The 21,215-nt window shown below is 69.5% G+C and carries 18 protein-coding genes and 3 pseudogenes; 11 read left to right on the top strand and 10 right to left on the bottom strand.

All coding sequences use genetic code 11. The features are described from left to right. The first annotated feature begins 155 nt into the window (after window positions 1–155). The 4 genes from ACZ6EG_RS29585 to ACZ6EG_RS29570 are packed head-to-tail and all read left to right on the top strand — an operon-like array spanning window position 156 to window position 4,762. Window positions 156–1,472 carry an ABC transporter substrate-binding protein gene (locus tag ACZ6EG_RS29585; protein WP_391971505.1) on the top strand — a complete coding sequence of 439 codons (1,317 nt, stop codon included), beginning with the start codon at window positions 156–158 and terminating at the stop codon, window positions 1,470–1,472. A 14-nt stretch (window positions 1,473–1,486) separates the two neighbouring features. Then, on the top strand, window positions 1,487–2,482 hold the full coding sequence (locus ACZ6EG_RS29580) for a carbohydrate ABC transporter permease (protein ID WP_469609068.1): 996 nt from the start codon (window positions 1,487–1,489) through the stop codon (window positions 2,480–2,482). A gap of 28 nt (window positions 2,483–2,510) precedes the next feature. After that, on the top strand, window positions 2,511–3,350 hold the full coding sequence (locus ACZ6EG_RS29575; protein WP_391971608.1) for a carbohydrate ABC transporter permease: 840 nt from the start codon (window positions 2,511–2,513) through the stop codon (window positions 3,348–3,350). A gap of 56 nt (window positions 3,351–3,406) precedes the next feature. Then, window positions 3,407–4,762: a GH1 family beta-glucosidase gene (locus tag ACZ6EG_RS29570; RefSeq protein WP_469609065.1), complete on the top strand. Its 1,356-nt coding sequence runs from the start codon at window positions 3,407–3,409 to the stop codon at window positions 4,760–4,762. A gap of 264 nt (window positions 4,763–5,026) precedes the next feature. Here the strand turns inward: ACZ6EG_RS29570 and ACZ6EG_RS29565 are convergent, their stop codons facing one another. Next, window positions 5,027–5,326, bottom strand: a complete 300-nt coding sequence (locus ACZ6EG_RS29565; protein ID WP_469609063.1) for a hypothetical protein — start codon at window positions 5,324–5,326, stop codon at window positions 5,027–5,029. A gap of 684 nt (window positions 5,327–6,010) precedes the next feature. Beyond that, entirely contained in the window at window positions 6,011–6,445 is a 435-nt protein-coding gene (locus ACZ6EG_RS29560; protein ID WP_469609060.1) for a DUF6892 domain-containing protein, read from the bottom strand. Here ACZ6EG_RS29560 and ACZ6EG_RS29555 point away from each other — a divergent pair. Further along, window positions 6,428–6,826 (top strand): annotated as a pseudogene (locus ACZ6EG_RS29555) (transposase family protein); the annotation flags it as partial. The gene ACZ6EG_RS29560 and the pseudogene ACZ6EG_RS29555 overlap by 18 nt on opposite strands. Here ACZ6EG_RS29555 and ACZ6EG_RS29550 read toward each other — a convergent pair. From ACZ6EG_RS29550 to ACZ6EG_RS29540, 3 genes are all read right to left on the bottom strand, one after another. After that, window positions 6,781–6,912 carry a hypothetical protein gene (locus ACZ6EG_RS29550; RefSeq protein WP_469609058.1) on the bottom strand — a complete coding sequence of 44 codons (132 nt, stop codon included), beginning with the start codon at window positions 6,910–6,912 and terminating at the stop codon, window positions 6,781–6,783. The pseudogene ACZ6EG_RS29555 and the gene ACZ6EG_RS29550 overlap by 46 nt on opposite strands. An 85-nt stretch (window positions 6,913–6,997) precedes the next feature. After that, complete coding sequence (locus ACZ6EG_RS29545; RefSeq protein ID WP_391971511.1) at window positions 6,998–7,345, bottom strand: MerR family transcriptional regulator; 348 nt, start codon at window positions 7,343–7,345, stop codon at window positions 6,998–7,000. Between the two features lie 22 nt (window positions 7,346–7,367). Further along, window positions 7,368–8,306 carry an aldo/keto reductase gene (locus ACZ6EG_RS29540; RefSeq protein ID WP_469609055.1) on the bottom strand — a complete coding sequence of 313 codons (939 nt, stop codon included), beginning with the start codon at window positions 8,304–8,306 and terminating at the stop codon, window positions 7,368–7,370. Window positions 8,307–8,698: 392 nt separating this feature from the next. Between ACZ6EG_RS29540 and ACZ6EG_RS29535 the strand changes: the two are divergent. Beyond that, window positions 8,699–8,938 (top strand): annotated as a pseudogene (locus ACZ6EG_RS29535) (transposase); the annotation flags it as partial. Between the two features lie 7 nt (window positions 8,939–8,945). Here ACZ6EG_RS29535 and ACZ6EG_RS29530 read toward each other — a convergent pair. The 4 genes and pseudogenes from ACZ6EG_RS29530 to ACZ6EG_RS29515 all read right to left on the bottom strand — a co-directional run. After that, window positions 8,946–9,170, bottom strand: a complete 225-nt coding sequence (locus ACZ6EG_RS29530) for a hypothetical protein (RefSeq protein WP_391971513.1) — start codon at window positions 9,168–9,170, stop codon at window positions 8,946–8,948. A 75-nt stretch (window positions 9,171–9,245) separates the two neighbouring features. Further along, window positions 9,246–10,292 carry a hypothetical protein gene (locus ACZ6EG_RS29525; RefSeq protein WP_469609052.1) on the bottom strand — a complete coding sequence of 349 codons (1,047 nt, stop codon included), beginning with the start codon at window positions 10,290–10,292 and terminating at the stop codon, window positions 9,246–9,248. 393 nt (window positions 10,293–10,685) lie between these two features. After that, the gene (locus tag ACZ6EG_RS29520) at window positions 10,686–12,071 is read right to left on the bottom strand and encodes a cellulase family glycosylhydrolase (protein ID WP_391971515.1); all 1,386 of its coding nucleotides are present in this window, start codon (window positions 12,069–12,071) and stop codon (window positions 10,686–10,688) included. A gap of 471 nt (window positions 12,072–12,542) precedes the next feature. Continuing rightward, window positions 12,543–13,051, bottom strand: a pseudogene (locus tag ACZ6EG_RS29515) (PLP-dependent aminotransferase family protein); the annotation flags it as partial. Between the two features lie 865 nt (window positions 13,052–13,916). Between ACZ6EG_RS29515 and ACZ6EG_RS29510 the strand changes: the two are divergent. The 5 genes from ACZ6EG_RS29510 (at window position 13,917) to ACZ6EG_RS29490 (ending at window position 20,612) form a co-directional block, all read left to right on the top strand. Beyond that, a complete protein-coding gene (locus tag ACZ6EG_RS29510) occupies window positions 13,917–17,048 on the top strand; it encodes a glycosyl hydrolase 115 family protein (protein ID WP_469609049.1) in 3,132 nt (1,043 codons plus the stop codon). A gap of 441 nt (window positions 17,049–17,489) precedes the next feature. Continuing rightward, window positions 17,490–18,017 carry a DapH/DapD/GlmU-related protein gene (locus ACZ6EG_RS29505; protein WP_391971517.1) on the top strand — a complete coding sequence of 176 codons (528 nt, stop codon included), beginning with the start codon at window positions 17,490–17,492 and terminating at the stop codon, window positions 18,015–18,017. Between the two features lie 304 nt (window positions 18,018–18,321). Then, complete coding sequence (locus tag ACZ6EG_RS29500) at window positions 18,322–18,969, top strand: HD domain-containing protein (RefSeq protein WP_391971518.1); 648 nt, start codon at window positions 18,322–18,324, stop codon at window positions 18,967–18,969. Continuing rightward, the gene (locus ACZ6EG_RS29495) at window positions 18,957–19,328 is read left to right on the top strand and encodes a DJ-1/PfpI family protein (RefSeq protein WP_391971519.1); all 372 of its coding nucleotides are present in this window, start codon (window positions 18,957–18,959) and stop codon (window positions 19,326–19,328) included. Before ACZ6EG_RS29500 ends, ACZ6EG_RS29495 begins: the two co-directional genes overlap by 13 nt. A 309-nt stretch (window positions 19,329–19,637) precedes the next feature. After that, complete coding sequence (locus ACZ6EG_RS29490) at window positions 19,638–20,612, top strand: GlxA family transcriptional regulator (RefSeq protein WP_391971520.1); 975 nt, start codon at window positions 19,638–19,640, stop codon at window positions 20,610–20,612. A 264-nt stretch (window positions 20,613–20,876) separates the two neighbouring features. Here the strand turns inward: ACZ6EG_RS29490 and ACZ6EG_RS29485 are convergent, their stop codons facing one another. Further along, entirely contained in the window at window positions 20,877–21,137 is a 261-nt protein-coding gene (locus ACZ6EG_RS29485; protein WP_469609044.1) for a hypothetical protein, read from the bottom strand. Window positions 21,138–21,215: the final 78 nt, after the last annotated feature.

Below are 21,215 nucleotides of genomic sequence, written 5' to 3'. Positions count from 1 at the left end.
CCGCAACTTACATGCGGTAAGGCCCTTGACGCGACCTTCACATGAGGTTTAACTCACATCCTAAATTAAGCCGTGGGGGATTTCAGGGACCGTGGGGCGACGCTCCGCACCCCTCCGCGGGCGACCCCGTCACTTTCCGGAAGGCCTCTGGAGTCATGCGCAGAATCAGAGCCGCAGCCGTCGGCGCCGTCACCCTCTCGTTCGCCCTCACCCTGGCTGCCTGCGGCGGGGGATCGTCCGGTTCGGAGGGCTCCAACGAGCAGCCGAAGACCCTCACCTACTGGGCCTCCAACCAGGGCGCCAACCTCGAGGTCGACAAGAAGGTCCTCCAGCCGGAACTCGACAAGTTCGAGAAGGAGACCGGCATCAAGGTGAAGCTGGAGGTCGTGCCCTGGGCGGACCTCCTCAACCGCATCCTCACCGCCACCACCTCCGGCCAGGGCCCCGACGTCCTGAACATCGGCAACACCTGGAGCGCCTCACTCCAGTCCAGCGGCGCCCTCCTGTCCTGGGACGCGAAGAACTTCGAGGCGATCGGCGGCAGGGACCGCTTCGTGGAGTCCGCGCTCGGTTCCACCGGCGTACAGGGCCAGGACCCGGCCGCCGTCCCGCTCTACTCCATGGCCTACGCGCTCTACTACAACAAGAAGATGTTCGCCGACGCGGGCATCGAGAAGCCGCCGGCGACCTGGGACGAGCTGGCCGAGACCGGCCGCAAGCTCTCCAAGGACGGCAAGTGGGGCCTCGGCGCCGAGGGCTCCAACCTGTCGAACAACATCCACCAGGTCTTCGTGCTCGGCAAGCAGCACGGCGCGGACTTCTTCACCGCCGACGGCAAGGCCGACTTCACGTCCGACGGGGCCGTGGCGGCGGTCAAGCAGTACGTCGACCTGATGGCCAAGGACAAGATCGTCGCGCCCGGCAACGCCGAGTACGCGCAGAACCAGTCCCTGAGCGACTTCGCCAAGGACAAGACGGCCATGGTGCTGTGGCAGACCGCGTCGGCCACCTTCAAGGCGCAGGGTATGAACGACGACGAGTGGGGCGTCGCGCCCGCTCCCGTGCAGTCCGGCGAGCCCGGCCCGGGCAAGGCCACCAACTCCATGGTCGCGGGCATCAACATGGCCGTCTTCAAGAACACCAAGAACATCGACGGCGCCAAGAAGTTCGTGAAGTTCATGACCAGCGACGAGGAGCAGGTCGTCCTCAACAAGGCCTACGGCTCCATCCCGCCGGTCAAGGCGGCCCAGCAGGACGAGGCCTTCAACGGTCCGGCCCTCACCGTGCTCCGGGAGACCCTCGCCACCAGTGCCGCCGCGCTGCCGCAGGTCCCCGAGGAGTCGCAGTTCGAGACCGTCGTCGGCACCGCCGTCAAGGAACTCTTCGCCGACGCCGCCGCCGGCCGTGCGGTGACCACCGAGTCAGTGCGGGCCAAGCTCGAGAAGGCCCAGCAGCAGATGCCCAAGAAGTGAGTGCGGACACCCACATGACTACGACCGCTGACCTCGACGCAGGCGAGCGGACGGCACGCAAGGACGACCCCGGAGCGGCGCCGCGCAAGCGCCGCTCCGGGCGGCTGCGCCGCATCGGACTGCCGTATCTGCTCCTGTTCCCCGCGATCCTCCTCGAACTACTGGTCCACCTGGTGCCGATGGTGATCGGCATCGTCGTCAGCTTCAAGGAGCTGACCCAGTTCTACATCCGCGACTGGGGCACCGCGCCCTGGGCCGGTCTCGACAACTACAAGCTGTCGGTCGACTTCGACGCCCCCGTGGGCGAGGCGCTGCTCAACTCCTTCTTCACCACCTGCCTGTTCACGGTTCTCTCCGTCGGCCTGTGCTGGCTGCTGGGTGTCGCCGCCGCGATCTTCCTGCAGGAGTCGTTCCGCGGCCGGGGCTTCCTGCGCACGGTCTTCCTCGTCCCGTACGCGCTGCCCGTCTACGCCGCCGTCATCACCTGGTCGTTCATGTTCCAGCGGGACAACGGACTGGTGAACCACGTACTGCACGACCAGCTCGGACTCACCGACAGCGCCCCGTTCTGGCTGATCGGTGACAACAGCTTCATCGCGCTGCTGGTCGTCTCGGTGTGGAAGGGCTGGCCCTTCGCCTTCCTCATCATCATGGCCGGCCTGCAGAACATCCCTAAGGACATCTACGAGGCCGCGGCACTGGACGGCGCGGGAGTCTGGCAGCAGATCCGCCGCATCACCCTGCCGGCCCTGCGCCCCGTCAACCAGGTCCTGGTCCTGGTGCTGTTCCTGTGGACCTTCAACGACTTCAACACCCCCTTCGTCCTGTTCGGCAAGGCCGCACCGGAAGCCGCGGACCTGATCTCCATCCACATCTACCAGTCCTCGTTCCAGACCTGGAACTTCGGAACGGGCTCCGCGATGTCGGTCCTGCTGCTCCTGTTCCTGCTCGTGGTGACGGGTGCGTACCTCTGGTTCACCTCCCGAGGAAGGAAGGCCTCCGATGTCTAGCCCCACCGCCCGCCGGCCCCGCTCCCCGATGGCGGCCCCGCGGTCCTTCCTGTGGAGCCGCCGTGTCTTCCTGACCCTCCTCACGGTCTTCGTCCTGCTGCCGGTCTACGTGATGATCTCCAGCTCGCTGAAGCCGCTGGAGGACGTGTCGGGCAAGTTCGAGTGGTTCCCCTCGGGCCTCACCGTCCGCCCGTACTTCGACATCTGGGAGACGGTCCCGCTCGCCGACTACTTCATGAACTCGCTGATCGTGGCGGGCGCGGCCACGGTCTGCTCCGTCACCATCGCCGTGTTCGCGGCCTACGCGGTCAGCCGGTACTCCTTCCGCGGCAAGCGCGTCTTCACGGTGACCGTGCTGTCGACCCAGATGTTCCCCGGCATCCTGTTCCTGCTGCCGCTGTTCCTCATCTACGTCAACATCGGCAACGCCACCGGCATCGCCCTCTTCGGTTCCCGCGGCGGCCTCATCCTCACCTACCTCACCTTCTCGCTGCCGTTCTCCATCTGGATGCTGATCGGCTACTTCGACTCCGTGCCCAGGGACCTCGACGAGGCGGCCAAGGTGGACGGCTGCGGACCGCTCGGCGCCCTCTTCCGGGTCATCGTGCCCGCCGCGATCCCCGGCATCGTCGCCGTCGCCGTCTACGCCTTCATGACGGCCTGGGGCGAGGTGCTCTTCGCCTCGGTCATGACCAACGAAACCACCCGCACGCTCGCGGTAGGTCTCCAGGGCTACTCCACCCAGAACGACGTGTACTGGAACCAGGTCATGGCCGCCTCACTCGTCGTCAGCCTGCCCGTCGTCGCCGGCTTCCTGCTCCTCCAGCGCTACCTCGTCACCGGCCTCACCGCCGGCGCCGTCAAATAGCCGCCCGGACCACGACCCCCGCCGCACACCACCCGCCCACCTCAGAGAGGCCCTCTGTGTCCGATTCGCCTGACCTCGCCGCCTTCCCCGCCGACTTCACCTGGGGCACGGCCACCTCCGCCTACCAGATCGAGGGCGCCGTCGCCGAGGACGGCCGGGCACCGTCGATCTGGGACACCTTCTCCCACACCCCGGGGAAGATCGACAACAACGACCACGGCGACGTGGCCTGCGACCACTACCACCGGTGGCCCGAGGACATCGCCCTGATGAAGCGGCTCGGCGCCGACGCCTACCGCCTGTCCATCGCCTGGCCCCGGGTCGTGCCCGGCGGTGACGGGCCGGTCAACGGGGCCGGACTCGACTTCTACGACCGGCTCGTCGACGGCCTCCTCGACGCGGGGATCACCCCCAACGTCACCCTCTACCACTGGGACCTCCCGCAGACGCTGCAGGACCGCGGCGGCTGGACCGTGCGCGAGACCGCGGAACACCTCGCCGCATACGCCTCCGTCGTGGCCGGCCGCCTCGGCGACCGCGTCACCCAGTGGGCCACGCTGAACGAACCCCTGTGCTCCGGCTGGATCGGCCACCTGGAGGGCCGGATGGCACCCGGCCTGACCGACCTGACCGCCGCCGTACACGCCTCTTACCACCTGCTCCTCGCACACGGCCTCGCCACCCAGGCGGTCCGGGCGGCGGCACCGGGCGCGCAGGTGGGCCTGGTCACCAACCACTCCACCATCGAGGCCGCCTCGACCCGTCCGGAGGACCTCGCGGCGGCCACCCGCATGGACGGTCACACCAACCGCTGGTGGCTCGACCCGGTCTACGGCCGCGGCTTCCCCACCGACATGCGCGAGCTGTACGGCGTGGAACTGCCCGAACGCCCCGGCGACCTGGACACGATCGCCGCGCCCCTCGACTGGCACGGCCTCAACTACTACTTCCCGGCCACCGTCACCGACGACCCGCAGGGACCCGTCCCGTACGCGCGTGAGGTCCGGCTGCCCGACGTACCGCGCACCGACATGGACTGGCAGATCGACGCCGGCGGCCTGGAGGCCCTGCTGCTGCGCCTGACCGACGACTACGGGGTACGCAAGCTGTACGTCACCGAGAACGGCTCCGCGTTCGCGGACACCGTCCGCCCCGACGGCGAGGTCCATGACCCCGACCGGGCCCGCTACCTGGAACAGCACGTGGCCGCCTGCGCCCGGGCGGTCCGCAAGGGCGCACCCCTGGCCGGCTACTACGCCTGGTCCCTGCTCGACAACTTCGAGTGGGCCTACGGCTACGACAAGCGTTTCGGCCTCGTCCACGTCGACTACGCGACCCAGGCCCGCACCATCAAGACCAGTGGCAGGCGGTACGCCGACCTCGTCCGCGCCCACCGGGAGTCCCACTCCTGACCGCGCCGGTACCGGGAAGGGCCCTGTCGTCGGTCACCTAAAGGGGAAGCCCGCCGGCAGGGCCCCACGTCGCCGCGCGGCGCCCGTGGCCGGTGAGCGCGTCGTCGCGCGCTGGCACCCCGGACGCGACCTGCCCCTTCAGCCGCTTCCGCTGCCGCCCGGGAGCAGGTGAGGGCGCCCGCGCTACGGAGCTTGGCCAAGACCTACGAGGGTCCGATGGAGACGCTGGGGTTACTCGGAGCGCCACCAGCCCTGCCCGAGGTGTCAGTCCCTCACCCAGCCCAGGAAGCCGACTCCAGGTTTTCCGGACGAAGAATAGGGTGCGGCGCATCCGTCTCTGAGCAACCACACCTGGCGGCGTTGCGGGCCAGTCACCACCAACGTCCAGTAATCGCCGAGTTGATCACTGCCCAGTAGCACCGAGCCGTGCTGGTAGGTCTCATGTAGTGGCGACGAGTGGGGGGCGTTGTCGTCGTAGTCGTACTCCCACTGCCAATCCTCCACAAGCGGGAAGGGTCGGCCGGGCTTGCGTACGGTGGTGCCGTCGAACAGCTGAGGACTCATCCAACAGATGCCAGCCCAGCGGCCGACGACGGGACTCTGCCGCGAAGGCGGCACCCAGCAGGGCTCTCGCACGTGGGATCCCGTCTTCCACGCCTTACAGATATCACCAGCAACCGACCTACTGTCCTGGCGCACAGCACAGTAGGTTAAAGATCAAGTTAGGGCCTGTCGTCAAACCCCCCTCGCGGGGCTGCGTGCGCCGCCGAGGAAGGCCGCGAGCCCCGTGTCGAAGTCCATGGAGGACGGGACGAACAGGACGGTCCGGTCCGGTGCGACGTACACCTTGCCGCCACCACGTCCAGCCTGTACTACGCACACGCCCGCGCCGCCCGCCAGCTCGACGACGTTCGCCCCCGCGCCCGGTGCGAGGCCGAGGAACGCCCTGCCGGCCTCGGCCAGTTGTCCCGTGCCGGCCCTAGGCGGCGGGGGCGGAGGAGGCGGAGGAGGCGGGTCCGTCGTGAATGCCTTCAACTCCGGGGCCTTGCAGCCGCACCCGCCGGGCGGCCAGGCGCGTGAGCTCGCCGCCCCCTGCTCGGGGAAGCAAACCTCGTCGTTGCTGTGCACGTGGATCTGCCCCAGGCAGGGGGGACCGCCGAGCGCCGACTGCCGGCACACGACCTCACGCCGGCAGTACGCACACCTCATGCCTTCCCCTCGTCCCCTGGTCACTCCCCCACCCACCTCTCAGCTCGCCTCGACGCCGCGGGCCGCGAAAATCTCCCACTTGCCCCGTGCGACCAGCGTGCCGTCGTCCACGGCAGTGACGCGCTTCAGATTCGGCAGCAACGCGAGGTCGTCGAGAGAGCGGATGTCGAAGAGGTCGTCCTCGCCGCCCCAGGCCGGGGCGCAGTGCCGGTAGATCTCCTGCCCGGCGTCGAAGCAGAGCGTCTCGACTTCGGCCAGGAGCTCGTCGCCGATCTCCAGTTCCTCGAAGAAGGTGCGCGACTCGTCGAGGACCTCGTCGTCGATGTCGTTCTCCAACACGTACACCGCGGGTAAGTCGATGCCCCGCTCCCGCATGCGGGCACCGGGATCGAAGGCAGGCGTGAGGAGAGCCTTCTCGTACATGAGCACGTCGATCACGACAAGCTTGAAGTTGAAGTCTTGGAATGTGGCCACGCGACAGATCTATCACGCGGCTCCGACTGGCTGGTGTCGGTGGACTCGACAGTGGTTCGCGCTCACCAGCACGCTGTGGGCGGCCAAAGGGGGCGATCGATCCGGACGAAGCGGGTGATCACTCCCTCGGCCGATCCCGTGGAGGACTGAGCACCAAGATCCACCTCGCCTGTGACGGCCGGGGCCGCCCCCTCGGCTTCGCTCTTCTCACGTTGCGGCCGACCCATCGGATTCGACCGACAGACCCACCATCTCCGCAACGTCGTCGAACGCTGCTTCAACCGGCTCAAGCAGTGGCGGGGCCTGGCCACCCGCTACGACAAGACTCGGGAGTCCTACCAGGCCACCGTCACCACCACCTCGATCCTGCTCTGGCTCTGATCTTTGAAGACGATCCCTAGTCCGCCCGGCTTGACCAGCCGCCTACGCCCCTTGGCGAACAGCGCGCCCGGCTGCGCTCGAAGCAACGGCTGAGCCTGCGGTACGTCGAAGAGCCACCAGACGCTGCGCTTGAGGACCCAGCGCCGTCGAGTACGTCGACGGAGCTCCCGCTCAGCTGTAGTAGGCGATCTTCTCGTCGAGGACCTCCATCGCCCGGCGCAGGGCTGCCACCCGTTGCTCCAGGGTCGCACGGCGCTCGCGGAGGAAGGCCACCCGCTCCTGCGCAGGGTGCTCGGCGCGCAGGAGGGAGACGAACCCCCGCAGGTCCGCGATGCCGAGTCCCGCCTCTCGGAAACAGGTGACCAGGCCGATCCAGAAGAGGTCGTCCTCGGTGTACTCTCTGCGCCCGCCGACGGAACGCCGGATCGGGCCGATGAGCCCTTCGCGCTCGTAGTAGCGCAGCGTGTCGATGGAGACACCGGTGCGGTCGGCAGCCGCTGCTGGGGCCAGGGCGGTCATGGGGCTCCTTGGGTCCTTGTCCCTAACGTGCTTCGACGAAGCGCGCCAGGTGATCGTCGCTGAGTCGCACACGGCGTGCGGCGAGTGCCTGTTCGATCTGCTCCACCCTGCTCACGCCGACGATGGGATCGATTCCCTGCCGCAGCAGCCACGCCAGGACGACCTGGTTCCTCGTGGTCGAGAGTTCGTCGGCGATGTCGTCCAGTACCGCGAGCACCCGGGTGGTCCCAGGGTGATCATAGGTTCGCGGAAGTGGCTTGTCCGCGCGCTCGTAGGAACCCCACATCAACGAGGTGTACGACCACACGGCGAGCCCTTCCGAGCGCGCGAGATCCAGGTCCTCGGCGGCGAGCATGCGGTGGCCGGCCTCAGCGAGGGGAGTGAGCGGCCGCGGTTGGACGAGTGAGTGGCGCAGTTGCAGGGCCGTCCACGGTTCCACGCGCTGCTCCCGCGCGAGTGACCGGGCGCGCTCGACGCGCCAGGCGGCGTGGTTCGCCGCTCCGACCCGCAGGGCCACTCCCTTCGCGACCAGTTCACCGAAAGCGCCGACCGTCTCCTCCAGCGGCACGGTGCGGTCCTCGGCATGGGCCCAGAGCAGATCGACGTGGTCGACTCCCAGGCGTCCCAGGCTCTCCTGCACGCCGACGTGGACGGCGCGGGCCGAGAGCCCTTCGGCGCTTTCCGGCCAGGAGTGCGGAACGAGCGGGTTGTGCCGGACCTTCGTCGCGATCCGCACCGAGTCGCGCACGCCCGGACGGGCCTGGAGCCACGCGCCGATGAGGCGCTCACTGGCCCCGCCGACGCCGCTGGGGTCGGCCCAGAAGGAGTAACAGTTCGCGGTGTCGAGCCAGACACCGCCGCCCGCGACGAAGGAATCAAGGATCGCGAAGGCCCGGTCGGGGTCGACGCGGGTGCCGAAGTCCATTGTTCCGAGGACGATGTGAGGGTCAGTGCTCTTCATGCCGCCCATCCTCGGATCTGGAGCGCGCTCCAGGTCAAGAGACGGTCCGCGCGAGAGAAGCAGCTGTGGCCGTTCGCCCTCGGTACCGACCCGGACATCACTCAGCCGTCGTCCACACCCTGGCCGTTTGCGCATGGGTCCCAGAGAGGATTTGCGCTCTGCCTCGACACCGGCACCGGCACCGGCACGCCGCCCTGCTGACCCGCTCGACGCCCAGGCCGCTACGGTCGGTTTCCGGCCCGGTACACACGCCACCACACTGGTCGACGAGTTGGTCGAGGCTCGAACGAGAAGCTCCTCACCTGGACCGTCGCCCGCCACGGACGCGTCGCTCTCCCATGCACGGACGAACTCGGTTGCATGGAGCTGACCCGCAGGGGCGCCGGGTTGCTCACCGCCGTGGTCATGGAGGGCTCTACGCCGCGGTAGCCCGCGGCCGAGTCGATGCCGACCGGCTGCGGCGGGCCCTGGCCGCAGTGCCCCTGCCGCGGGCTGCCGACGGCCGGCTGGTCCTGGCCATCGACAGCACCTGCTGGCTGCGACCGGCCGCCCACACCTCGCCGCAGCGGATTCCGTGCCCCACCTACGGTCGCGGCAAGGACCCGCACATCCCTGTCCCCGGCTGGCCGCACGGCCGACCTACGGTGCCTGCCCTGGCGGCTGCGCCCGTCCGTTCTCCGGCTCCCCGGTCAGACGGCTGGCGAGGTGGTAGCCCACGGTCACGTCCTGGTACTCGGACCCGGGGTTGACCCTTCGGGGCAGGTTGGTCCGCGCACTGCGGGACACCGACTCGCGCGCTCCGGTGCCGGGGAAGGAGACCCGGGTGCGCGGCGCCTCCTCGAAGCGGAGGCGCTCGCCGCTCACGACCGCGTCGAAGGAGACGTCGGGTCCGGAGTCTCCGGTGGAGGCCTCTGCGGCCGGGCGCGGCGGCGAGTCCCTTCACGGCGGCTCGTCGCGCTTCTCGGCGCGGCGGCGCCCCGTGGGTCGCGGGGCGCCGGGCTCGTTGTCGTTGGCGCGGCGCCGCCGCACGGCGGAGCCTCCGCTCGCGGAGCCCTCACCGGTCCGCCCGGCCGTCCGCCGCGCTGCCGTCCGGCCCGATGCCCCAGCGGTCGCACCCGCCCGAGAGGTCGTTCTGCGCACCTTCTCCCCGCTTCCGGACGCCGCGTCGGCTACGCTCCTGCCGCCCGGGTCGACCGCCTCGTCGGTGCGCTGCGCGGTGCGCCCGGCACTGCTGCCGGCCTGCTCGGCCGTCCGCCCGACGGCCCGGCCGACCTCCCCGGTCGCGTCGCCGACGTCGTCCACGGCCCGGCTCGCTGCCCTGCCCGCCTCTCCGACGGCTTCGCCCGCGCTCCCGCCGACGTCGTCGATCGCCTCCCCGACGCCTTGTCCGACAGCCCCGGTGGCCTGCCCCAGGCCGCTGCCGGCGTCCTCGACCGCGGAGCCGACGCCCTCTCCGATGTCCTGAACGGCCGATCCCGCGCCCTCTCCGACGTCCCGTACGGCGGATGCGGCACCGCGGGCCAGCTCCTCCAGGATCTGCGGATTGCGGTCGAGCGTGGTGAGGACGCGGTTGATGATCAGTGCGACGTTGTCCAACCGAACCCTCAGCTGGGCCTGTGCCTCCACCCCCGAGATGCCGAGATGGACCTTGCCGAGCGCGACGTCGGCGCCCACGTTCAGTTTGAGCAGGTCGAGTACCTCGGCCTGGAGGGAGACGCGGGCCCGCAGATCCTCCACTTCGAGATCGATCTCGTCGACCTTGAGCTGGGGGACGTCCAGGAAGACGTCGGGACTCCGCTCGTACGGCGCACCGCCCTCCCGGACCGCGGCCGCCGCCTCCTCCACGTCCTCGTCGAGCGGCTCCTCGACCTCCTCGGCGTACGGCTCCTCGACCTCCTCGTCGTACGGCTCCACGTCGTCGTACGTGTCCGGCTCCTGCTCGGCGTCTCCCGTGTGGTCGGCACCGTTCCTGGCGTGGTGCTGCATCCGCTGCGCCTCCGCGAACTCGCCCGGGCATTTGGTCCTCTTTGGACCAGTATGACCGGTCAGGTCGGCCGGAACGAACCAGTGGGCAGTGGACCGCTTCCGTACCGGGGCCGCGCCGCGGAGCATGGGGCGGATGGAGCACACGTTCGCTGGGAGGCGGCCGACCGGGCCATCGGCCGTGCGGCACCGGGCCGTCCTGCCCCGTCACCGGGATGGCCGGATGGGCACCGCCACCACGCTGCGCCGACACTTCCACCGCACCCCCGGAAAGGACTCCCGGCGATCGACGGCTGGGCTGCCCGGTGACGGCCGGGAGCCCGAAGTTTCCGCTGACGCCGGGAGCGCTCCCAGACACCGACAGGGCTGCGGGCGCACCCGGAGCCCTGTCGGGGATCAGCTGGTCGGGAAGTTGTCAGCGGTGCTGATGCGGCCCTTGATCAGCGCCCCGGACTCGGTCAGCACACCACTGCTGCTGTAGTCGCTGCCGTTGCAGGTGCCCGGCTTGAACGCCGCGCTGCCCTCGTTGGCGTCGGAGTACGTCCAGTTCGCGTAGCTGATCTTCAGCTGGTCGAGGAGGTCCAGCCACGCGATGCTGCTCGCCCGGTCCATCGCACCACCGCCGGTCGCGCTCACCGTTCCGAACTCGGACACGAACAGGGGCAGTCGCGAGGCGGCTCGGCTCACTGCCGCGCGGTAGTTGTCCTTGTGGCTCGCGGCATAGAAGTGGAACGCGTACATGATGTTGGTCGCGTTCACGGGGTTGTTGACCACCTCGCTCTCGTTGGACCCGTCCGAGACACCCAGCGAGGACCAGCCGCGGGTACCGACGATGATGACGGCGTCCGGGTCGGCGGCCCGAATGACCGGAATGACCTGCTCGGCGTAGTTCTTGATGGCCGTCCAGCTCACGCCGTTGGGCTCGTTGGCGATCTCGTAGATCACGTTCTTCTTGTCCGCGTTGCGGGCGGCCACGGACGAGAAGAACGTCTTCGCACGGTCGAGGTTGTAGTTCGGGTCACCCGGCGTCAACGTGTGGAAGTCGATCACCGCGTACATGCCGCGGGCCTCGGCCATGTCGACGAGGCCGTTCACCCGGCTGGTGAAGCCTGCGGGGTCGGTCTCGTAGCCCTGCTCCTGCACGTACATGGCGACGCGGAACAGGTCCGACTTCCAGTCCTCGGCGAGGGCGTCCAGGGAGGCGCCGTTGTAGCACTTGGCGAACCACTGGATGCCGTGCGTGCTCATACCGCGCAGCTGTACGGGGCGGTTGTACTGGTTGCACAGGTTCACGCCGCAGACGCGCAGTTGGCCGTTCGTGGCCACCGGCGTGCCGGCCGCAGGGGGGTCGGTCGGGGGGTCCGTCGGCGGATCGGTGACGGACCCTGTGCAGGTGACGCCGTTGAGCGTGAAGGAAGCGGGCTTCGGATTGGACCCCGTGAAAGACCCCACGAATCCCAGATCGGCCGAAGCGCCGGTCGGCAGCGTGCTGTTCCAGCCGGTACCGGCGGCGCTGACCGTGGAGCCGGACTGCGACCAGGTCGCGTTCCAACCCTGGACGACCTTCTGCCCGGCATCCGGCATGGCGAACTGGAGGTTCCACCCGCTGACGGGGTCTCCGAGATTCGTGATCTTCACGCCGGCCTGGAAGCCGCCCTGCCACTGACTGGTGATCGTGTAGTCGACCCTGCAGCCGGTGGCCGCCTGCGCCGAGGGCCCGGCGAGCGTGGTGAGGCCGACGGCCGTCGCACAGGTCGCCAGAAGGGCCAAGATGCGTTTCAATGCGTTCCTCCTCGTACGAAGCGGACACAGTCGGATGGGAGCGCTCCCAAAACCCGTCGGCCCGAGAACGTACACCTGCGCGCTGTCGCGCGATAGGCATCGGACCGCCGAAGTTCGGTGCCGGTGAGCAGCACGCGTCATAGGCGGCGGTTACGGCCTGCTCAAGGAAGCAGCCGCGGTGGCTCTCGTTTCCGGACGCGACGACGATGGCAACGGGGCGAACGGACAAGTACCGGTGCAGTGCACACGTTTCGAAGCCGACCTCGCGGACGGCGTGCCGAGGCCGTCGGCACGCGCGGCCACCGCCGCTGTCACCCGATGGGTCGGGCCGGACTACCGGGTGTACGCCGTCGGAGCGAACCGGTGTGTCGGACACAGCAGTGACACGAGCCCGCTTCGGTCACTGCCGTAATGCCGTCCTGCCGTCCTGCCGTCCTGCCGTCGTGCCCGAACCTCCCCCTGGAACAGGGCTCAGGCGTCGGCGGGCGGCAGGGCCCTCAGCAAGGCTTCGAGTGCCGCCCGGTAGGCGTGCTCCGCCGGCGTGGCGCAGCCGATGACCAGACCGTCACCGGTCGGTACGGTGGCACGTGGAGGGCGGAACTCGGAGAGGCCGTCCAGCGCGATCCCCTGCCAGGCCGCGGCCTTGACCACGGACGCCCTCCGTGCCGGACGGCTGCCGAAGCACCGCGTGCAGGCCAGCCGCGATACCGGTGACCGTGATGCGTGGGGCCGTTCGGCGAGGGCGGAAACGAGCTGGTCGCGGCGCCGCCGGTAGCGCTGACGCATGCGCCGGACGTGCCGGTCGTACTGACCGCACGCGATGAAGTCGGCGAGCGTGAGCTGGTCGAGGACGCTCTCCCGGTCGTAGCGAACTCCCCGTCGTAGTCGTCCTCGAGGACCAGGCCACCGCTGGTGCGGGCCGAGTCGACGACTGCGGCACGCTGGGCCGCGTGCAGGGGTCCACCCATCGGGGACCGGTGCGGGATGAGGACCTTCCAGCCTAGCTTCATCAGTGCCTTCTCCCCGCCGCCGCTGTGGCGGCTGGGGCCGGTAGACCGAGCAGAGGGTGCGCACGTCGGCAGTGTGCCTGCCGTGCCGGGCGCCTACGGGCCGGCCAGCTGAGATGATCAGGCAGACGGGCGGCCGGTAAGAGCCGGCAGAGTCCTTGTCCTGATCCGGCGGTACGTCCTGAAGCCGTGCACGGTCAGCGCGGTCCAGATGACGGTACTGGCCAGAGGCCACCACAGATCCCAGCCCTGCTCGCCCTGTACGAGATTGGCGATCCAGCTCACCGCCCAACTGGCCGTGAGGACCAGGGCCGCCCACCTGGCCCACCGCCAGATCCGCATCGTTCCCCGGGCCCGGGTCTCCTGTGAACTCTGCTCGCCCTATCGAAGTCGTGTGCCATCCATACCTACCCGCCTACCCCGCACTCGCCCCTTGCCTCCTGGCCCCTTGGAGAGGGCCGAAAACGGGAGGCCTCGCCGTGGGCGTTTGTTACCAGTACGAAGGTGACCGTTACTTGACGAATTCTCCGTCCGCTGCATCGACCCGACACAGGGTCAGGAAGCCGGTCGCCTCCTCGTGCACTGGAGCCTCAAATGGTTGATGTCACGGGCCTTTCTGACGCCGGCCACCTTGCCTCCCCGCTGGGCACGTCATCTGACGACGGCAGGGACTACCCGTGCGAACGGCGATCCGTCATCGCCACAAGTAGCGCATGAACCTCACGGAGCCGTCAGGGCGGTCGAAACTATTCGGACTGTTCGCCCCCTGTTCCCCGGTAGTCACGGCCCCCACTATTTGTCATGCCGCTTTTCAAATGAGAGGTGAGAGGGGTGTGTCATGTCTGCGCACGTCAGTCGCAGGGCTGTCCTCGGGGTCGGGCTGGCCGCGCTGCCCGCGGTCTCGTCGGCCGTCGCGCTGCCGGCACCGTCCGCGTCGGCGGCGGGTGACGGGGATGGGACCGGCCTGCGGACGACGGACCCGGGGGCGTACGTCTCCCTCGCCGCCCACCGCCCGCACCCGGGTGCATTCCCCCTGGTCGGCGCCCCGGTCCTGGTGAGCGACGACGACCACCCGGGAGTCGTGCGGGCGGCAGCGGACCTGCGCGCCGACATCGCGCGCGTCACCGGGGTGCGTCCCGGCACCACGGTCGCCCGCTTCGCCGTGCTGGTCGGCACCCTCGGTCGCAGCCGGCTCGTCGACTCCCTGGTGACCTCCGGGAAGTTGGACGTCACGGGTGTGCGCGGCCGTTGGGAGACCTCGTTGCAGACGGTGGTGGACCACCCGATGCCCGGGGTCGAGCAGACCCTGGTCATCGCGGGCAGCGACCCGCGCGGCACGATCTTCGGCGCCTATGACGTCTCGTACGGCATGGGTGTCTCCCCCTGGTACTGGTGGGACGACGTACCGCCGGTCCGCCGCGACCGCGTCTGGATCCTCCCGGGCCGCCACACGCAGGGCACCCCGGCCGTGAAGTACCGGGGGGTGTTCATCAACGACGAGAACCCGGCGCTCGGCACCTGGGCTCCCACGTACTTCGGCCCCGGCAAGGCCGAGGGCCACCCGGGCGGCTTCACCGCCGACTTCTACACCAAGGTCTTCGAACTCCTGCTCCGCCTCAAGGCCAACTACCTCTGGCCAGCGGTCTGGGGCCGGGCCTTCGCCGAGGACGACCCCGACAACCACCGGCGCGCCGCGGAGTACGGCATCGTCATGGGCACCTCCCACGAGGCGCCGATGATGCGCGGTATCGAGGAGTGGAACCGGCACGCCACCCCCGCCGTGCGCGACGCCTCCGGCGCGATCGTCACCGAGGGCCACGACCCCTACGGCGGCACCGGCGAGTGGTCGTACGTGCGCAACGCCGAGGCGATCAGGAAGTACTGGCGGGCCGGTGTGCAGCGCATGGTCGACCAAGGCTTCGAGGGAGTGGTCACCCTCGGCATGCGCGGCAACGGTGACACCAGCCTCCCCGACGGCGACGGCATCGAGCTGATGCGGGAGATCATCGCGGAGCAGCGCCGCATCATCGAGGCGGTGACCGGACGGCCGGCCGAGGAAACCCCTCAGGTGTGGACCCTCTACAAGGAGGTCCAGCGTTACTGGGACCGCGGGCTGCGCGCTCCCGACGACGTCACGGTCGTCCTCACCGACGACAACTGGGGCAACATCCGCAAGCATCCCGACCCCGCCGCGCCGCCCCGCGGCGGCGGCTACGGTCTCTACTACCACTTCGACTACGTAGGCGTCGGCCGCAACTACAAGTGGGTCGACACCGCCAACCTCACCAACACCTGGGACCAGCTCCACCAGGCGCATGCCTACGGCAACCACGGCCTGTGGGTGGTCAACGTCGGGGACCTCAAGGGCAACGAGCTGCCCACGGAGTTCTTCCTCACCTACGCCTGGGACCCGGAGCGTTGGCCGCAGGAGCGGCTGCGGGAGTGGGAGCGGCGCTACGCCCGCCAGAACTTCGGCGAGGGTGCCGCCGAGACGGTGGCCGGGATCCTCTCGGCGTACGGCCGCCTCCAGGCCCGACGCAAGCCGGAGTTGCTCAACCGGCGTATCACCGTGCGCGACGGCGAGGTCGTGTACGACGACCGGCAGACGCCCTACTACTTCGCCCACCGGGAGCTCGAGCGGGTCACCCAGGAGTGGCAGGACCTGGCGAAGAAGGCGGACCGCGTGGCGCGGAGCCTGCCCGCACGGCTCCAGGACGCATGGTTCGAGCTGGTCGGCTACGAGGTCGCGGCCACCGCCAACCTGTACGCCCTGCGTAGGGCGGAGTTCACCAACCTCCTCTACGCCGCCCAGGGCCGGGCCGCGACCAACGACCAGGCCCGGCGGGCGGAGGACGGACTGGCCCAGGACCTCGCCCTGGCCGACCACTTCAACTCGCGCGTGGCGCACGGGAAGTGGGCGGGTTTCCAGACTCAGCCGCACATCGGCTACGGCGACGTGGACCGCTACGGTCCCAACGCCCCCTGGCAGCAGCCGGAGAAGGACGACGTAGCCCTGCCGGACGTGCTGTTCCCGGCGGTGCGGCGCATCGAGGTGCCCGCGGCGGCCGTCTTGGGCGTGTGCGTGGACGGGGCGGAGGACGCGGGCCTGTGGTGGCCGGGCGGGGCAGGCGGCAGACAGGCGGAACTGCCCGAGTTCAGTCCGTACCAGACCCGCCCGCAGCAGTATGTGGAGATCTTCAACCGGGGCAGTGTCCCCTTCGACTACCGGGTGGAGACCTCCGCCCCCTGGCTCACGGTGGACCGGCCCCGGGGCCGGGTACGGCAACAGGTGCGGCTGGAGGCCCGAGTCGACTTCACGCGCGTCCCACGGGACGCGGCACGGGCCACCCTCACGGTCACCGGCGCGGGCGCATCGGTGACCGTGAGCTGCACCGCACGCGTGCCGTCCCGGCGAGGCCTGCGGGGCTTCGTCGAAGCGGGCGGCTACGTGGCGGTCGACGCGGAACACCACGACCGCGCGGTCGGCACCTGGCGCCGCCTGGACGGCATCGGCCGTACGACGTCGGGTATGACCCTGTGGCCGGTCACGGCGCCGACGCAGGTCCCGGGGCGGGCCACGTCCGCCCGCCTGGAGTACGAGGTGACGCTGCTGACCGCAGGGCCGGGCGGAGAGGTCACGGTCTGGGCGGAGGTGTCCCCCCGCAACCCGGCCCTGGCGACGGGCGGCGGACTGCGCTACGCGGTCTCCTTCGACGACGCACCGCCCCGGACGGTCGACATCGTCACCGCGACGGGCTCCGACGACATGACCATGAACATGCAGTGGGCGCGCAACACCTCCGACAACGTCAACCGCACGGCGACGCGTCATCGGCTCGCGGGTCCAGGCACCCACCGCCTGAAGTTGTGGGCGGTGGATCCCACGGTGGTCGTACAACGGCTGCTGATCGACACGGGCGGCCTGCCGGAGACGTACCTCGGACCGGCGGAGAGCAAGCGGGTCCGCTGAGGCGCGTACCGACCGTCCGCGTCACGGCCGGAACCCGAGATGCTGCGGGCGGCCTGCCGGCACCGACTCCTGGGGCCTGAGCACCGACCTGCCCACCGGCCGCCGGCGGGCCGCGCCAGCGCGGCCTCATCGTCATTGCCGATCAGCAGTCGCGGTGTTCCCCACTGCCCATCCCCCGCGCCCCTCCTTGACTCTCCGGGCGATCCCCCACGCCCCTGCGGAACCTACAGACCTGCGGGCCCCGGACGACGACCCGATCGTCACACACGCACGCCCAGACCTATGTGCTGTGTGGCCGGCAGACCCGTCCCTCCCTCTCCAGCCGGGAACCTACGGCCCGCATGCACAACTGCTGGTTGTGCATGCGTGGCATGGAGTTGTTTGATTCAGCGCGCTGCGCGGTGATGGGATCAGCACATGTCCACTCGCACAGAGCAAGTCATGTACGTCAAGACGCCCGCGTTCAGGCGTCATGCAGACCGGATCGTGGAGGTGACCGACGCGACGTCTCGACTGAACGGGCTTCCGTTCAGCGACAGCGAAGGACGCACGAAACTACTCGCAGTTGTGTTCGGCGGCCCGCTGCCCGAGTCGGTCGTGATCTATCCCCCGTTCTTCACCGAGTACGGACTGAACACATCGTTCGGGGAGAACGTCTTCGTCAACCAGGGATGCACCTTCATGGACAAGGGCGGTATCCAGATCGGCAACGGCGTCATGATCGCCCCGAAGGTCAGTCTCATCACCGGAGGCCATCCACTACCTCGGACCGAACGCCGCGAGTACCTCTCGTTCGCCCCGATCGTCATCGAGGACGACGTCTGGATCGGGACGGCTGCCGTGGTCACGCAGGGAGTCACCATCGGTACCGGTGCGGTGGTCGCGGCAGGCGCGGTGGTCACTCGTGATGTTCCTGCCAACACCGTAGTCGCCGGAGTGCCCGCCCGGGTGATCAAGACAGTCGACTGAGCGGGCAGGGCTGCGGACTGGAGTCGCAGCACCTGGCGGACCGCCGTCGCGACGACGTAGCAGTCGTTGCCCCTGAGACGCTGTCGATCGGCTATCTCCGATCGCCGGTGGTAGTGATCGGCTCACGACCCCGCCGCGACGAGCAGGCCTGTCCGAACCCCACCAGAGCCATCGACCGCGGTGATGTCCGTATCCGTGGGACACATGGCTCTCCGGACATGGCGCGTGTGCTACCCGGCGACGAACACTGGTGAGACGCCGGTAGGGCCGGCACAGCATCCCCCACTCCGAAAGGTGACACGCCATGACTGCGGACACGACCCTCACGGCCGGAATCCGCGTGCCCGGCACCAAGCTGGCGCGCGAAGCTACGGAACTGGTCCGTGACAACACCAGCGAGCTCATCTACCACCACTCCCGCCGCGTGTACTTCTTCGGCAGCCTCCAGGGGCGCAACCGGGACCTCGGCTTCGACCCGGAGCTTCTGTACATCGGAGCCATGTTCCACGACCTCGGCCTGAACGAGCAGTTCCGTTCCAGCGGGAGACGGTTCGAGGTCGACAGCGCCGACGAGGCCCGTCGTTTCCTGCAGTCGCACGGCGTGCCCGAGGACAGCGTGCGGCGGGTGTGGACGGCGATCGCGCTCCACACCACACCCGGCATCCCCGAGTTCATGGAACCGGAGGTCGCACTGGTCACGGCGGGGGTCGAGTACGACGTTCTCGGCATCGGGTACGCGGACGTCTCCGACAGGGACCGCCAGGACGTCGTCGACTTGCATCCCCGCCCCGACTTCAAGCGGCGCATCCTGACCGCCTTCACCGACGGCATTCGCCCGAGGCCCGAGACCACCTTCGGCAACGTCAAGGCCGACGTGCTCGAGCACTACGTGCCCGGGTTCCAGCGGGGAGACTTCGTGCGCACCATCCTCGACTCGCCGTGGGCGGAGTAGCGCGTCCGGACAGCGGCGGCGTCGTCGTGATCGTGGCCGTCGACCAGGTGCAGCTCCTGCACGTGGCCGGGCCCCTCGAGGTCCTCACGGCGGCCAACCGCTCCGGCCCCCGGTACGACGTACGGGTCGTCTCCCCGAACAGCCACGACGTCGTGACGTCCTGCGGACTGCGCATCCGCGTCGACGCCTCCCTGGAGGAGCTGCCCGAGAACGCGCACACGCTGGTCGTTCCCGGCCCCCGGCCGCAGGGACTGGCAGACCGGCACCTCAGCACATCGGCGGGCGTGACCGCGGGGATCCACATGGCGCTCGCCCTGGTCGAGGAGGACCACGGAGCCGGCGTGGTCGCCGAGATGTAGAGCGATTCGGGATCGGGTCGGAGACCCAGTGCATGTGTGTGAAGGGAACCGAAGAGAAGGACCCGCCGTGAGTGGTGGAAGATCAGGGGATTCGTTCGCTCCCGCAGGAAGTCGGTGGCCTCGGCCGCAGCCGAGGGTTTCGGGTACTTCCACTCCTGCGATGATGTCGGTCATGACGTGCGTGCTTTCCGATGCGAGGTGCTACGAGTGGACCGTGTGTCCCGCCTCCACGGTGCCGACCGTGCGGCCCTCGGCGCTGCGCCGGTCCGGTTACGAACCACCCGAATCCGGTCACCTCAGGATGGGCCGGTGAGTACCGGCGCGCATCATGTGGCGGTCCTCGTCTACGACGGCGTCAAGCTGCTGGACGTCGCCGGACCCGCCGAGGTGTTCGGGGAGGCGAATTCACTCGGTGCCGATTACCGGATCTCGCTGGTCTCGACGACGGGCGACGGCATCGCCTCCTCGATCGGCATGCGGATCGCGGTCGACGGCAGCGCCGCCGCGGAGCCGGACCCCGGCACGTTCCTGATGCCGGGCGGCGACGTCCATCCCCGCACCCCTGTCGCACGCGACCTCGCCGAGGCAGCCAAGGATCTGGCCGCCCGTGCCGGCCGGGTCGCCTCCGTGTGCTCCGGTGCCTTCGTCCTCGGTGCGTCGGGGTTGCTCGACGGCAAGCGGGCGACCACCCACTGGAAGCTCGCGGGCGAACTCGCCGCCCGGCACCCCAAGGCCCGAGTCGAACCCGACGCCATCTACGTGCGTGACGGTACGACGTACACCTCGGCGGGTGTCACCGCGGGCATCGACCTCGCGCTGGCCCTCGTCGAGGAGGACCACGGTCCCGAGGTGAGCCGGGAGGTGGCCCGATCCCTGGTCGTCTATCTGCAACGGGCGGGTGGCCAGTCCCAGTTCTCCGCTCCGCTGCAGGGCCCGCCGCCTCGGTCGCCGGCCCTGCGCAGGGTCGTCGACCTGGTCACGGCGGAACCCTCCGGGGCCTACTCCCTCGCCGAACTGGCCGGGCACCTCAGCGTCAGTACCCGCCATCTCACGAGGCTGTTCCGGGAGGAGCTCGGCACCACGCCCGCCCGGTACGTCGAGTCGATCCGGTTCGACATCGCGAAGTCACTGCTCGACCAGGGGCACACCGCGACGCAGGCGGCGTCCTTGGCCGGCTTCCCGAGCTACGAGAGCATGCGCCGTGTCTTCGCGCGGGAGGTGTCCATCTCCCCGACCGCCTATCAGCGCCGTTTCGGCACCGCTCGCCGTGACCAGGCCAGGTAGCGTCCGACGGGCGGAGCCGAACGGTCATCGAGAGCGTCGCCCCCCTCCGTACGGGCAGAGGAAGCGACGCCTGCTCGGAAGTTGCTGCCGCTGATGGACGACACCCCGCCGTGGGCGGAGCCTCGAGCGGCCCTTGCGCGAAGGCCCCCGGAGCCGCCTTCCTCGCGCCCGAGCTCTTTCAGAACCCGGTGCCCACAGCTGCGCGTGACCCGAACGCCAGGCTGCTGGACGGTCGGACGAGATCACCCGGCGTGCTGACGGACCCTAGAGGGCGGCCTCGGCTTCGGGGTCGAAGGGGGCACCTGTGAGCTGTTCGCTCGCCGTCCACAGCCGCCTGCCCTCCGCGGGGTCGTCGGCGCCCGGGGGGAGCTTCGCGGGCTTGGGCGTGCCGGAGGTCTGGTCCCGTCCGGCGGGGCCGATGAACTGGCCCGTCCGAGCGTACGGGCTGGTCGCCGCGTACAGGGAGGGCCAGGCCGCACCCTCGGCCGAGCCCATAAGCAGGCGTGCGGCGATCGGGGTCACCATACGACTCAGGGCGCCGGTGCCGTGCTGCTGCAGATGGACTTCGTGACCGCCCTGCGGGAGATGCTGGCCACGCTCGTT

This window comes from Streptomyces sp. NPDC041968 (genome assembly GCF_055589025.1).
Note: the sequence above shows the minus strand (reverse complement) of the source record. Positions and strands in the feature narration are given on the sequence as shown.